At 71.0% G+C, this 13,312-nt stretch carries 16 protein-coding genes and 1 tRNA gene; 3 read left to right on the top strand and 14 right to left on the bottom strand.

The window, feature by feature from the left end:
* Positions 1-50: 50 nt before the first annotated feature.
* On the bottom strand, positions 51-1,727 hold the full coding sequence (locus tag ACWGDE_RS27270) for an MDR family MFS transporter (protein WP_453391674.1): 1,677 nt from the start codon (positions 1,725-1,727) through the stop codon (positions 51-53).
* A 14-nt stretch (positions 1,728-1,741) separates the two neighbouring features.
* Entirely contained in the window at positions 1,742-2,173 is a 432-nt protein-coding gene (locus ACWGDE_RS27265; protein WP_453391675.1) for a MarR family winged helix-turn-helix transcriptional regulator, read from the bottom strand.
* Between the two features lie 174 nt (positions 2,174-2,347).
* On the opposite strand from ACWGDE_RS27265, the gene ACWGDE_RS27260 reads away from it, so the two are divergent.
* Positions 2,348-2,587, top strand: a complete 240-nt coding sequence (locus ACWGDE_RS27260) for a hypothetical protein (RefSeq protein ID WP_453391673.1) — start codon at positions 2,348-2,350, stop codon at positions 2,585-2,587.
* A 129-nt stretch (positions 2,588-2,716) separates the two neighbouring features.
* On the opposite strand, the gene ACWGDE_RS27255 is transcribed toward ACWGDE_RS27260, so the two are convergent.
* From ACWGDE_RS27255 to ACWGDE_RS27210, 10 genes are all read right to left on the bottom strand, one after another.
* Positions 2,717-3,469, bottom strand: coding sequence for a hypothetical protein (locus ACWGDE_RS27255; protein WP_453391672.1), 753 nt, complete (start codon positions 3,467-3,469; stop codon positions 2,717-2,719).
* 100 nt (positions 3,470-3,569) lie between these two features.
* Positions 3,570-4,424: an RNA polymerase sigma factor SigF gene (locus ACWGDE_RS27250; protein ID WP_453391671.1), complete on the bottom strand. Its 855-nt coding sequence runs from the start codon at positions 4,422-4,424 to the stop codon at positions 3,570-3,572.
* A gap of 245 nt (positions 4,425-4,669) precedes the next feature.
* Positions 4,670-5,581, bottom strand: a complete 912-nt coding sequence (locus ACWGDE_RS27245) for an RNA polymerase sigma factor SigF (RefSeq protein WP_453391670.1) — start codon at positions 5,579-5,581, stop codon at positions 4,670-4,672.
* A 240-nt stretch (positions 5,582-5,821) separates the two neighbouring features.
* Positions 5,822-5,983 (bottom strand): hypothetical protein, encoded by a 162-nt coding sequence (locus ACWGDE_RS27240; RefSeq protein ID WP_453391669.1) that lies wholly within the window; start codon positions 5,981-5,983, stop codon positions 5,822-5,824.
* 387 nt (positions 5,984-6,370) lie between these two features.
* Positions 6,371-6,649 carry a hypothetical protein gene (locus ACWGDE_RS27235; protein WP_453391668.1) on the bottom strand — a complete coding sequence of 93 codons (279 nt, stop codon included), beginning with the start codon at positions 6,647-6,649 and terminating at the stop codon, positions 6,371-6,373.
* A 171-nt stretch (positions 6,650-6,820) separates the two neighbouring features.
* Positions 6,821-6,907: transfer RNA gene (locus ACWGDE_RS27230), tRNA-Ser, on the bottom strand.
* A gap of 101 nt (positions 6,908-7,008) precedes the next feature.
* Positions 7,009-7,437 carry a tRNA adenosine(34) deaminase TadA gene (gene tadA / locus ACWGDE_RS27225; protein WP_453391667.1) on the bottom strand — a complete coding sequence of 143 codons (429 nt, stop codon included), beginning with the start codon at positions 7,435-7,437 and terminating at the stop codon, positions 7,009-7,011.
* Between the two features lie 74 nt (positions 7,438-7,511).
* Positions 7,512-8,081, bottom strand: coding sequence for a tRNA adenosine deaminase-associated protein (locus tag ACWGDE_RS27220; protein ID WP_453391666.1), 570 nt, complete (start codon positions 8,079-8,081; stop codon positions 7,512-7,514).
* Positions 8,082-8,298: 217 nt separating this feature from the next.
* On the bottom strand, positions 8,299-8,472 hold the full coding sequence (locus ACWGDE_RS27215; RefSeq protein ID WP_214954780.1) for a hypothetical protein: 174 nt from the start codon (positions 8,470-8,472) through the stop codon (positions 8,299-8,301).
* Between the two features lie 114 nt (positions 8,473-8,586).
* Positions 8,587-9,528 carry a universal stress protein gene (locus ACWGDE_RS27210; RefSeq protein WP_453391665.1) on the bottom strand — a complete coding sequence of 314 codons (942 nt, stop codon included), beginning with the start codon at positions 9,526-9,528 and terminating at the stop codon, positions 8,587-8,589.
* Between the two features lie 209 nt (positions 9,529-9,737).
* Here ACWGDE_RS27210 and upp point away from each other — a divergent pair, with 209 nt between their 5' ends.
* Entirely contained in the window at positions 9,738-10,373 is a 636-nt protein-coding gene (gene upp, locus ACWGDE_RS27205) for a uracil phosphoribosyltransferase (protein WP_243341834.1), read from the top strand.
* Positions 10,374-10,434: 61 nt separating this feature from the next.
* Here the strand turns inward: upp and ACWGDE_RS27200 are convergent, their stop codons facing one another.
* On the bottom strand, positions 10,435-11,082 hold the full coding sequence (locus tag ACWGDE_RS27200) for a LytR C-terminal domain-containing protein (protein ID WP_453391664.1): 648 nt from the start codon (positions 11,080-11,082) through the stop codon (positions 10,435-10,437).
* Between the two features lie 111 nt (positions 11,083-11,193).
* Entirely contained in the window at positions 11,194-11,490 is a 297-nt protein-coding gene (locus tag ACWGDE_RS27195; protein ID WP_112446725.1) for a type II toxin-antitoxin system VapB family antitoxin, read from the bottom strand.
* A gap of 88 nt (positions 11,491-11,578) precedes the next feature.
* Here ACWGDE_RS27195 and ACWGDE_RS27190 point away from each other — a divergent pair, with 88 nt between their 5' ends.
* Positions 11,579-13,159: a helicase HerA-like domain-containing protein gene (locus tag ACWGDE_RS27190; protein ID WP_453391663.1), complete on the top strand. Its 1,581-nt coding sequence runs from the start codon at positions 11,579-11,581 to the stop codon at positions 13,157-13,159.
* Positions 13,160-13,312: the final 153 nt, after the last annotated feature.

Raw genomic sequence — 13,312 nt, 5'->3', positions numbered from 1 at the left:
TGCCCGGGCCACCTCCCTCGCGGGGTCCCGTCGGCGGGCCGTCCGTACGGTTACTCGGCCGGGGCCGCCGCCTGGGCCGCCGGAGCGGTGGCCGGGGCCTGGGCCTGAGCCGGGGTCTGTGCCGGGGTGGTGCCCTCGGCGGTCGGGGCGTGGGCCGCCGGCTTCGACTTCAGGGCGACCTCCTTGATGAACACCACCAGCACCAGCGCGAGGAGCGCGGTGGGGGCGGCGTAGAGGAAGACGTCGCCGACGCCGTGCCCGTACGCGTTCTCGACCACCTCGCGGAAGGGCGCGGGCAGCTTGGAGAGGTCGGGGATGCTGCCCCCGCCGGTGCCGCCGTGGCCCATCGCCGCGGCCTTGGGGCCGAGTGCGGCGAGCCCGTCCTGGACGTAGTGGGTGACCCGGTTGGCCATGACCGCGCCGAGGGCGGAGACGCCCATCGCGCCGCCGAGGGAGCGGAAGAAGGTGACGACCGAGCTGGCCGCGCCCAGGTCCTCGGGGGCCACCTGGTTCTGGGCGGCGAGGACGAGGTTCTGCATCATCATGCCGAGGCCGAGGCCGGTCAGCGCCATGAAGACCGCGATGTGCCAGTACGGGGTGTCGTACCGCAGGGTTCCGAGCAGGCCGAGGCCGGCCGTCAGGAGCACGCCGCCGGAGACGAGCCAGGCCTTCCACTTTCCGGTCTTGGTGATCACCTGACCGGAAACGGTGGAGGAGACGAAGAGCCCGCCGATCATCGGAATCGTGAGGATTCCGGACATCGTGGGGGACTCACCGCGGGCCAACTGGAAGAACTGGCTGAAAAACACGGTGCCCGAGAACATCGCGATGCCGACGAAGAGCGAGGCGGCCGAGGCCAGGCTGATGGTCTTGTTGCGGAAGAGGCGCAGCGGGATGATCGGGTCGCTCGCCCGGGATTCGACGAGGACGAAGAGCAGGCCGAGGACGAGCGCGCCGCCGGTCATCGCCCAGGTCTGCCAGGAGATCCACTCGTACGAACCGCCGGCCTGGGTCACCCAGATCAGCAGCAGCGAGACGGCGCCGCTGATCAGGAAGGCGCCGAGCCAGTCGACCTTGACCTCGCGCCGGACGACGGGCAGGTGCAGGGTCCGCTGGAGCACGATCAGCGCGATGATCGCGAAGGGGACGCCGACGTAGAAGCACCAGCGCCAGCCCAGCCAGCTGGTGTCGGTGATGACTCCGCCGAGCAGCGGACCGCCGACGGTGGCCACGGCGAAGACCGCGCCGAGGTAGCCGCTGTAGCGGCCGCGCTCGCGCGGGGAGATCATCGCGGCCATCACGATCTGGGCGAGGGCGGAGAGGCCGCCGACGCCGATGCCCTGGACCACGCGGCAGGCGATCAGCATGCCGGTGTTCTGGGACATGCCCGCGACCATCGAGCCGAGGACGTAGATCACCAGGGATATCTGGACCAGCAGCTTCTTGCTGAAGAGGTCGGAGAGCTTGCCCCACAGCGGCGTCGCCGCCGTCATCGAGAGCAGGGCCGCCGTGACCACCCAGGTGTAAGAGGACTGGGTGCCGCCGAGGTCGCCGATGATCTGGGGCAGGGCGTTGGAGACGATCGTGGACGACAGGATCGCCACGAACATGCCGAGCATCAGCCCGGAGAGCGCCTTCATGATCTGCGGGTGGGTCATCGGCGCGCTGTCGGACGTGGTCTCCGACCGGCCGCCTCCCCGCACACCGGTGGGTGTGGTCGTAGCCATGTGTTTCCTTCGGTCTAGCTGTCCGGAAGCGTGAAGCTCGATCGGAGTCGGGCCAGCAGGGTGTTGAGGTGGTCGATGTCCGCGTCGGACCAGTCCGCCAGGGCCCTCTCCAGCGCGGTGGTGTGGCGGGTGCCGAGCTCGGTGAGGAGCGCGCGGCCGGCCGGCGTGAGGCGCAGGATCCGGCAGCGGGCGTCGACGGGGTCCGTGTCGCGGGTGATCCAGCCGCGGTCGGCGGTGTGCGCGACGTGCCGGCTGGTCACGGAGATGTCGATGGCCAGGAACTCGGAGAGGCGGCCGAGCCGCATCTCGCCGTGCCGGTCGAGCACGGTGAGGACGGCCGCGGGGCCGGGCGGGCAGTCGGCGGGCAGGATGCGGGCGAGGTCGCGCCTGACGGCGCCGATGCCGGTGAGCTGGCGGGCCAGCTCCGCGTAGCGGATGCCGGGCATGCCCGGCACGGCCTGCGCGGTCTGCACGGCCTGCACGGTCGGTGTGGACATGCGGCGGCCTCCCCTGCGAATCTCGTTGCTTCGGGCAACCATAGAAGCAGATGGTTGTTACAGGCAAACGAATCGGGGGGCCTGGGCGGTAAAGGAATCGGAAAACCCGCTAGGGTCCTGCGCATGGCTGCGAATCACAACTCGAACCACAACTCACCGGCCCCCGAGGGTGACTACGACCCCGCGGGCAGCACCCAGATGTTCCGGGCGTTCGTCGACGAGCCGGTCCCGGCTCCGGCCGTGCCGGGCTCGCGGATGCAGAACCGTGCCGCGCGCAAGTCCGGACCGGGCGCGGGCCTGTGGATCGGCGTCGGTCTCGCCGCGGTGGTCCTGATCGCCGTGGTGGCCTGGCTCGCGCTCTGACGGGCTCCGGCGCTCCGGTGCTCCGGCGCCCTGACGCGCCCGGCACTCCGACGCGCTCCGGTGCTCTTCCCGGGCGTCGGGCTCGGACGTCGGACGTCGGGCCCGGACGTCAGGCGTCGGGCTCGGACGTCAGCTCCAGGTGGCCGTGACCTTCCGGGTCTCGATGTGCATGCCCAGGGGGACGCGCCAGGATTCGACGCAGACCCGATAGGTCTGCGTCTTCGTCGTGTTGCCCGCGATCGGGGCCGGCAGCGGCTGGGTCGAGGTGATCGTGGCCCAGTCGACGCCCAGGGCGCCGATGATGTGCGTCGCGAAGCCGACCGTGCCCGAACTGGCCTCGGTGGAGCCGGTGTTGGTGAACGACACCGTGACGTTCTCGCACCAGCGCTCCGCCGCCGGGCTACGGGTGGGTGCACCGACGCCGAGCATCGCCGGCGTGGCCGCGGGCGTCGCGGGGGCGCTCGTACCGGGCTTCGCGGACGGGCTCGCTCCGGAACCGGGGGCGCCGCCCGGCGTGCCGGGAGCCGCCGTGCCGGGCGCGACCGCGGACGGGCCGCCGGAGCCGCCGGGGAGGGTGGCCGGGCCGCCGCCCGGGGTGGAGCCGCCGGGGGTCTGCGCCCCCGCGGCGCCGGGCTGCGTACCGCTGGAAGAGGCGGGGGATTCGGAAGAGGCGGAGGGGCCCGCCGCGGCCGGGGGCAGGGGCTGGAACTCGACCCCGCCCTTCGGTGCGACGTTCGCGCCGGCGCCCCGCTCGGAGCCGGGGCCCACCGCGCCCACGGCCACGTAGCCCTCGCGCGCCGGGCCGCCGCAGCCGGTCAGGGCGGCGGCGGCAGCCGTGGCGCACAGGACGAGCAGGGCGGCTGACTGGGATGCCTTTCGCATCCCGGCAGTTTTCCTGACGCAGCGTCAATTAGGAAGCCGGTGCGACGGATTGCCGCATCCGCGGCGGCCCGCGGCGGCCCTCGTCGGACCGCCGCGAAGGCTATTCGCCGATCAGACCGACCCGGAGCTGCGCGAGCGTGCGCGTGAGCAGCCGGGAGACGTGCATCTGGGAGATGCCGACCTCCTCGCCGATCTGCGACTGCGTCATGTTCGCGAAGAACCGCAGCATGATGATCTGCCGTTCCCGGGGCGGGAGTTTGGCCAGCAGCGGCTTGAGGGACTCGCGGTACTCGACGCCCTCCAGCGCGGTGTCCTCGTACCCGAGCCGGTCCGCGAGCGAGCCCTCGCCGCCCTCGTCCTCGGGGGAGGGCGAGTCGAGCGAGGAGGCCGTGTAGGCGTTGCCGACGGCAAGGCCGTCGACGACGTCCTCCTCCGAGACCCCGAGCACGGCCGCGAGCTCCGGCACGGTCGGCGAGCGGTCGAGCTTCTGGGCGAGCTCGTCGCTGGCCTTGGTGAGGGCGAGGCGCAGCTCCTGGAGGCGGCGCGGGACGCGCACCGACCAGGAGGTGTCCCTAAAGAATCGTTTGATCTCGCCCACGACCGTCGGCATCGCGAAGGTCGGGAACTCCACGCCGCGTTCGCAGTCGAACCGGTCGATCGCCTTGATCAGGCCGATCGTGCCGACCTGGACGATGTCCTCCATCGGCTCGTTGCGGCTGCGGAAACGTGCCGCCGCGTACCGCACGAGCGGGAGGTTCAGCTCGATCAGGGTGTCGCGCACGTACGCCCGTTCGGGGCTGTCCGCGTCGAGACCGGCAAGCCGGTGGAAGAGGGAGCGGGAGAGGGTGCGGGTGTCGATCCGGGTGTCGATGGCTTCCGAGCGGTGGGACACTGCCGGCATTTCACGCTGCTTGACGAGCGTGAGCACCTTGGAGCTGCCCTGGTCTACGGACATGCCACCCCCTTGAGGTCGCGGACGGTCGCGTTTCTCTGCGCGCCCGTCGGAGGAACGCAGCCTCCACCTGAATACCGGAGGCGGGGCTGCGGCAAACGCGGTTCCAGCAGAATGTCACATGTCGGCAACACGCTGTAGCGCCATGTCGACATGTATCTCCAGCGACAGAACACGATAGGCCTGCTCTAGGGCGGGAAACTGGCGATCTGTCAGGAAACGCGTAGAACGATCTCCACCCGATCCGGTTAGGCCTCGATCCTGTTTGCGGATCTCAGCCGGGCGAAGCTCCGCGCGAGCAGCCTCGAGACGTGCATCTGGGAGACGCCGAGCTCGGCGCTGATCTGCGACTGCGTCAGATTGTTGTAGTACCGCAGGAGCAGGATCCGCTGTTCGCGCTCGGGCAGTTGTACGAGCAGGTGGCGCACGAGGTCGCGGTGCTCGACCCCGGCCAGCTCGGGGTCCTCGTAGCCGAGCCGGTCGAGCAGCCCGGGGAGCCCGTCGCCCTCCTGGGCGGCCTCGAGGGAGGTCGCGTGGTAGCTGCGGCCGGCCTCGATGCAGGAGAGCACCTCGTCCTCGCCGATGCGCAGCCGCTCGGCGATCTCCGGGGTGGTCGGGGTGCGGCCGTGCAGGGTGGTGAGGTCCTCGGTGGCGGCGTTGACCTGGACCCACAGCTCGTGGAGGCGCCGCGGGACGTGGACGGTGCGGACGTTGTCGCGGAAGTACCGCTTGATCTCGCCCACGACGGTCGGCATCGCGAAGGTTGGGAACTGCACCCCGCGCTCGGGGTCGAACCGGTCGATCGCGTTGATCAGCCCGATCGTGCCGACCTGGACCACGTCCTCCATCGGCTCGTTGCGGCTGCGGAAGCGGGCGGCCGCGTACCGGACGAGCGGGAGGTTGGCCTCGATGAGGGCCCCGCGCACCCGGGTGTGCTCGCTGGTGCCCGGCTGCAGGTCCTTCAGCTGCCCGAACAGGACCTGGGTGAGGGCCCGGGTGTCGGCGCCCCGGCTCTGCGGTCTCGGGGCCGCCGGGGGGTCCTCCGGGGGCTCCTGCTGGGTCGGTACGTGGGACTCCTGCTGCGGGGGCTGCGGGGGCTGCGGGTGCCCCTGCGGATGCCCCTGCGGGTGCTCCTGCTGCGGGTCCTGCTGGGGTGGCACCTGAGGCGCAGTACTGGCCGGCACGGTCACGCCACCCCTTCACGTCACGTCATCGACTCATCCGTCAAAAGCGGTCATAGCATCACAAGACATGTGCACTGTGTGCAAGCACCGTATAACCACGTGTTGAGGGCAAGTTGGGCATATCTGGACATCCTGCCCGTGCGTGGGAACGCAAAAAGCCCCCCACCCGTCGGAGTGGGGGGCCGGGAAGTCCGGAAACCGCTTCAGCGTACGGGTTCAGCGCACCAGTTCGGTCATGAACTCGCCGATCGCCGTTGCGGCATCCGAGATTCCTTGGAAGCCTATTTTGACCATGTCGGCGGCTTTTTCCGGCTGAGTGATGATGACGAAGAGGACGAAGACGGTGAGGGCGCCCGAGATCAGTTTCTTGGTTTCCACGTGCGCTGTCGGCCTCCCCAACCGGTACTGCAAGGTCGGAAGAGTCTATCCGGTCGTGTTCGAACACTCACCTGCCCTTTAAGGACCAATGGCCCGGCGGTCCAGGCCCTTTGCCGGTGTGCGGGCGGCCCCGGGAGGCGCAGGATTGAACACGAGCCCACCGGTTCTGGCAGGAAATCGGTGAGCGAGGGACAGGACCTCACTGCGGGGTCCGAGCCGCAAGCTTCCCCCCTGACTGCGGCTCGGACTGGCAGGTTCCGTCCTCATCGGGGGAAGTGGCTTGTCCCCCCGATGCCACTTCCCCCGTCCCAACCGTCGAAGGTCCCGACTCCGGTCGGGGCCTTCTTCGCGTTGTCCGTCCGCTCTCCGGCCGCGCTCGGGCTGCCGTTACTCCAGGCCGCCGGCCAGGTCGGCGATCGGCTGGACCGGGGCGATCACGGGCGCGAGCTGGTTCGGCAGTTCCATCAGCTGGTTGAGCTGGTTCAGGCCGCCGCTGACCTGCCCGCCGATGCCCTGCACGGAGGTCCCCGGCATGCCCGGGGCCGGCGACGGCAGGTCCGGGAGGGTGAGCGGGGAGATCGGGGCGGCGGAGGCGGCGGGAGCCGCGAGGCCCGCGGCGGCCCCCGCGAGGGCGATGGCGGCGAGGATGCGCTGGGTCTTGGTCATGCCGTGACAACGGCCGAAGGGGCGGGCGGTCACGCGGGTGTCCCCCGGAGAGCGGTCACGCGGGTGTGCCCGGGGAGCACCGGGGCAGGCGTACGCGGGTGTCCCCTGGCGGGCACACACGGGAAAACGCCGAGAGCCCCGACCCTTGCGGGGCGGGGCTCTCGATCAGAGCGGTAGCGGTGGGATTTGAACCCACGGATAGCTTGCACCATCACACGCTTTCGAGGCGTGCTCCTTCGGCCGCTCGGACACGCTACCGAGAGAGAGCTTAGCCCAAGGAGACCCGTGCTCTGAAATCCATACCCTCGGAAGTGGCGCCGACGGTGCCGACGGCCGCGGCGGGCGCGGCCGCCCGGGGGTCAGAGCTCCCGGAAGAAGTCCGTCAGCTGCCGCGCGCACTCCCCCGCGAGCACGCCCGCGATCACCTCGGGCCGGTGGTTGAGCCTGCGGTCGCGCACGAGGTCCCACAGCGACCCGGCCGCGCCCGCCTTCTCGTCGGACGCCCCGTAGACGACCCGGGCCACCCGCGACTGCACGAGCGCGCCCGCGCACATCACGCACGGCTCCAGGGTCACCACGAGGGTGCACCCCGGGAGCCGCCATTCCCCGAGCGCGGCGGCCGCCCGGCGCAGCGCCAGCACCTCGGCGTGCGCCGTGGGGTCGCCGGTGGCCTCCCGCTCGTTGTGCCCGGTGGCGAGGAGCCCGCCGTCCGGGCCGAGCACCACGGCGCCGACCGGCACGTCGCCGGCCGGCACCGCCCGGGCGGCCTCCGTGAGCGCCAGGCGCATGGAGTCCCGCCACGGGTCCCGCACGGGATCGGGTGCGTGCGTGGTGGTGCCGTGAGGGTGGTGCGCGGGAACCACTACCGGACGCCCTCCAGTACCTCGGTGGCGCCGAGGGATTCGGCGATCTCCGAGAGCGCGTCGCCGTCGAGGGTCATCAGTTGTTTGTGGCTCACCCCGAGGTCGTCGAGCAGCCGGGGGTCGCCGAGCGGGCCGGCGGGCACCGGTTCGGCGCCGGCGCGGATCTCGTCGTCCGTGTCGTCGTCCTCCCCTTCGTCGTCGGAACCTTCGTCCGAGTACGAGGAGACGACTTCGTCCTCGCCGTCCTCGGTGCCGTCGAGGTCCAACTCGTCGAGATCGTCGTCCTCGTCGTCCTTGCCGAGCAGTTCGTCGGTCAGCATCGAGCCGTACGAGCTGCGCGAGGCGGCGGAGGCGCTGGACACGAAGTAGCGCGGGTCCTCCTCGCCGTCCACGCGGACGACCCCGAACCAGGTGTCCTCCTGTTCGATGAGGGCTACCACCGTGTCGTCGTCGACAGCGGTGGAGCGGGCGAGATCGATCAGATCACTCAGTGACTCGACGTCGTCGAGTTCCAGGTCGCTCGCTTCCCACCCGTCTTCGGTGCGCGCGAGCAGTGCGGCGAAATACACCGTGACTCTCCCACTGGTCATAGGCGTGCCGGTTGGAGGTCCCCCCGGCCGGAGGTGGGCGGGGGGTGGAACGGCCGTCGTTCTCGCCGTTTCGTACCCCGCCCAATCGGCATCGTGGCAGAAACGGAGGCTTTGCGAGAGGTCTTCCGCGCCGTGGCGCTGGCCGCGCGTGTTGTACGGGGCTCTGCCGGCGCCGGTCTCGCGGGGCCCGGAGGGCTCACCAGCGGAACGTGCGCATGCGCATTTGCTGGCGCATGCGGGCCGCTCGGGCCCGTCTGGGCTGGACGCGGTCGCGCAGTTCCCGGGCCTCGTGCAGGTCGCGGAGGAACTGCGCGCGTCGGGCTCTGCGCTGTGCCGTGGTTTCCGGTGTCTCGTAGTCGTCATCGGGCATGGGTCACCGCCCCTGGATGGTCCGGTCCGGTCCGCCCCCCGCACCCCCACCTTCCCTCGGACCGGCCGTTTGATGCCACCCTCGATCGCGGCTCAGTTCTGTTTCCGTGTGAATTCAGTCGGATTCCGACAAAGAGGGAACGACGGCCACCGGTCCGTGCGCGTGCTGCAGCACGGCGTTCGCGACCGATCCCATCATCAGGTGCCCGAGGTGCCGGCGCGGGTGGTGGCGGCCGACGACGACCAGGGCGGCCGAGTTCGAGGTGGCGACGAGGCGTCCCGCGGCGTCCCCGGGCACGGCGGCCTGCTCGACGGGGACCGAGGGGTACCTGGCGCGGAACGGTGCCAGCCGCTCGGACTGGGAGCGCAGCATCTCCCGCTCGGCCGGCACCGCGTTCTCGTCCTCCCCCAGCAGGGCCTCCGGCGGGATCACCGCGAAGGGGCTGTCGACCACCATCGTCGGAGACGGCGGCACGTCGTACGCCGAGACCACCTGGAGGGTCGTGGCCCGCGCGGCGGCCTCCGTGAACGCGAAGTCGAGTACGTCGTCGGGCGTCTCCGAGGCGTGCAGCCCGAGCACGACCCGGCCGGCCGAGGGCTGGGAGGCGACGTGCACGCCGCGGGCCTCGTGCGCGACCACGACCACCGGGCAGGGCGCGCTGGTGGCCACGGCGCGGCTGTTCGAGCCGAGCAGCAGTGCCGCGAAGCCGCCCCGGCCGCGCGAGCCCATCACCAGCATCCGGGCCCCGTGCCCGACGTTGCGCAGGGCCTCGGGCACGGAGCCCTCCAGGGACTCGTAGACGACCTCGGAGGGCAGCGGGCCCCCAGCGCTCAGGAGGGCCCGTATGCGCTCGCTGACGGGGTCCGCGAGGTCCTCGGGCTCGGTGGCGTCCTGGAGCGAGGAGCGGCGCGCCGCGTACAGCTGGACGCTGTCGGGCAGCACGTGGGCGACGACCAGCCCCGTGCCGTGCCGCACGGCCGCGGCCCTCGCCCACTCCAGGGCCTTGAGGCTGTGTTCGGATCCGTCGACGGCCGCGATCACCATGGGACTGGTCATCAGACAATCGTGGCCGGGGTCCGGGCGGGGCGCATCTCCAGGCCGCCCAGGGCGTGGCCGCCGCTTCGGGCGCCAACGAGCGGGCACAGCGCGTAGCCTTTTGGGTGTGGGTCGCGCGTTCTGCGACCATTTCTGCAGGTAGAGGGGTCGCAGGTAGCGGCGTCGCTGGTCGCAGGCGGAAGCCCGGCAGCTGAGTCTTGGAGGATGTTGTGCGTTTGCAGGTCGTCGATCACCCCTTGGTGGCGCACAAACTCACCACCCTGCGCGACAAGCGCACCGACTCCCCCACCTTCCGGCGCCTCGCCGACGAGCTGGTGACCCTGCTCGCGTACGAGGCCACCCGGGACGTGCGCACGGAGCAGGCCGACATCGTCACCCCGGTCGGCCCGACCACCGGTGTGAAGCTCTCCTACCCGCGCCCGCTCGTCGTACCGATCCTGCGCGCCGGCCTCGGCATGCTCGACGGCATGGTCCGGCTGCTGCCGACCGCCGAGGTGGGCTTCCTGGGCATGGTCCGCAACGAGGAGACCCTGGAGGCCTCCACGTACGCGACGCGCATGCCGGAGGACCTCTCGGGCCGCCAGGTCTACGTCGTGGACCCGATGCTCGCCACCGGCGGCACGCTCGTCGCGGCGATCAAGGAGCTGATCAAGCGCGGCGCGGACGACGTGACCGCGGTGGTGCTGCTGGCCGCGCCCGAGGGCGTCGAGGTCATGGAGCGCGAGCTGGCGGGCACGCCGGTGACGGTGGTGACGGCCGCGGTGGACGAGCGGCTCAACGAGCACGGCTACATCGTGCCGGGGCTGGGCGACGCGGGCGACCGCATGTACGGCTCGGCGGAATAGCACGGAGGCCGGACCCCGCTCCCGGGGTCCGGCGCTTCTCAGGCGGTCGGTACTGCGCCGGTCAGCACTTCTTGGCGGGTGCGGGCTCGGGGTTGGCCAGTGCGGCCAGCGCCTTGTCCGCGTCCGCCTTCGGCGTGAGCTCCTTGAAGGCGTCGCCGAGGATCAGGTCGATGTCGGCGCCCTCGCGGGCGTCGGTCTGGTGGGTGGCTCCGGCCAGGTTGGTGCCCAGGACGGAGAAGGCCGCCTTGTCGGTCTTCGGGGAGCCGACCAGTATCCCGGCGTCCGGGACCTTCTTGTCGAAGTCGGCGGGCGCGTTGCCGACCTGGCCGATCACGAAGCCGCGTTTCTTCAGCTCGTCGCCGACCGCCTTCGCGAGGCCCGCGCGCGGGGTCGCGTTGTAGACGTTGACCGTGATCTGGCCGGGCTGGGGGAGCGCGACCTGCGGTGCCGGGGAGGCCGCCGCGGCGCCTGCCTTGGGGGCGGGGCTCGCGCAGTCCTTGCCGGCGGCCGCTGTGGTGCGTTTGTCCGAGTCGCCGCGGAACACATCGATGAGCTGCAACGCCCCGTAACCGATGAGGGCGAGCCCGACGATCGATCCGAGCACGAGGAGGACGATCCGGCGGCGGCGCCGCGGGCGGGACATGCGGGGGTAAGCCGCTCCCGTGACGCGGTACTTTCCGCCCATGCCAGGGGGTGTGAGCATGCTCATGTGCGCAGCGTAATGCCGACCGCTGCCGATGCCCACTGAATCATCTGTTGATAGGGCAAGGGTGACCCGAAAGGCGCAACCGGGACCTAACCGGCACCCGGTTCGGGAGGGTCAGCCCAGTTCGAGGACGCGCGCGTGCAGGACCTGGCGCTGCTGGAGCGCGGCGCGGACGGCGCGGTGCAGCCCGTCCTCCAGGTAGAGGTCGCCCTGCCACTTCACGACGTGGGCGAAGAGGTCGCCGTAGAAGGTCGAGTCCTCGGCGAGCAGCGTTTCGAGGTCGAGCTGGCCTTTGGTCGTCACCAGCTGGTCGAGCCGGACCGGGCGCGGGGCGACATCCGCCCACTGCCGGGTGGTTTCCCTGCCGTGGTCGGGGTACGGCCGCCTGTTTCCGATGCGCTTGAAGATCACACGGAAAGCCTACCGGGCAGGGGCCTGCGGGCGCAGCCTTGCGATGACGGTGCAAAGGTGGCAAATAGCGCTATTTCGGGAGTGATAAATGAGCCAGAGCACCGACCCCGCGTCCCCGGCCGGCCAGATCGCCGCCGGGTACGCCTTCACCGGACCAGCGCTCGATCTGGGGGCACTCCTCTGGGACGGAGCCTGCCTGCCGGAGCTCCAGATCCGCATTCCGCTGGCGATGCTCAACCGGCACGGACTGGTCGCGGGCGCCACCGGAACGGGCAAGACCAAGACGCTCCAGCTCATCGCCGAACAGCTGTCGGCCAACGGCGTCCCCGTCTTCCTCGCCGACATCAAGGGCGACGTTTCCGGCGTCTCCGCGCCCGGCACGGCCAACGACAAGATCGACGAACGGGCCAAGGACGTGGCCCAGGACTGGGAGGCCACCGGATTCCCCAGCGAGTTCTATTCGCTGGGCGGGATCGGCCCCGGAATCCCGCTGCGGGCCACCGTCACGAGCTTCGGGCCCGTACTGATGTCCAAGGTGCTCCAGCTCAACCAGACGCAGGAGCAGTCGCTGGGCCTGATCTTCCACTACGCCGACACCAAGGGCCTGGAGCTGATCGACCTCAAGGACCTGCGGGCGGTCGTCGCCTTCCTCGTCTCCGACAAGGGGAAACCCGAGCTCAAGGGCATCGGCGGACTGTCCACGGTGACCGCCGGGGTGATCCTGCGGGCGCTCACCGCCTTCGAGCAGCAGGGCGCGGCGGAATTCTTCGGCGAGCCGGAATTCGACACCAGTGAATTCCTCCGAACGGCGGCGGACGGGCGCGGACTGGTCTCCGTACTGGAACTCCCGGCGGTCCAGGACAAGCCGCAGCTCTTCTCCACCTTCCTGATGTGGCTGCTGGCCGATCTGTACACCGACCTGCCGGAAGTCGGCGATCTGGAGAAGCCCAAGCTGGTCTTCTTCTTCGACGAGGCGCACCTGCTGTTCAACGGGGCCTCCAAGGCCTTCCTCGAAGCCATCACGCAGACGGTCCGGCTGATCCGGTCCAAGGGCATCGGCGTCTTCTTCGTCACCCAGACCCCGAAGGACGTGCCGGCGGACGTACTGGCGCAGCTGGGCAACCGGGTGCAGCACGCGCTGCGCGCCTTCACCCCGGACGACGCGAAGGCGCTGAAGGCGACGGTGAAGACCTTCCCGAACTCCGCGTACGACCTGGAGGAGCTGCTGACCCAGCTGGGGACGGGCGAGGCGGTGATCACCGTGCTCAGCGAGAAGGGCGCGCCGACCCCGGTGGCGGCGACCAGGCTGCGGGCCCCGCAGTCGCTGATGGGCCCGATCGACGCGGCGGCGCTGGACCAGGCGGTGAAGTCCTCTCTGCTCTACTCGCGCTACGCGGAGCCGGTCGACCGCGAGTCGGCGTACGAGAAGATCAGCGCCGAGCAGGCGGCGGCGGAGGCGGAAGCCGAGGCAGCGGCGGCAGCGGCGGAGGCCGAGAAGCAGGCGAAGGAGGCCGAGAAGGCCGCCCGGAACGCGCCGAAGCCGGACCCGTCGCTGGCGGAACAGGTGGTGGGCAGCGGCCTCTTCCGCTCCCTGGCCCGCTCGATCGGCACCCAACTGGGCCGCGAGATCTCCCGCTCCATCTTCGGCACGGCCCGACGCCGCCGCTGAGGAAATCCAGCCCCGCCGGCGTTCGAGGCGCGGGGTCCGGGGCGGAGCCCCGGGGGTGCGGGCTCCGCCCGGGGGCCGGGGGTAGGGGGGGCGGGGGACGGGCCAATCCGGAACGGCGGCCGCCCACGGGCTGCGAGACTCGGAGCATGCGGT

The organism is Streptomyces sp. NPDC054956, assembly GCF_053609185.1.
Note: the sequence above shows the minus strand (reverse complement) of the source record. Positions and strands in the feature narration are given on the sequence as shown.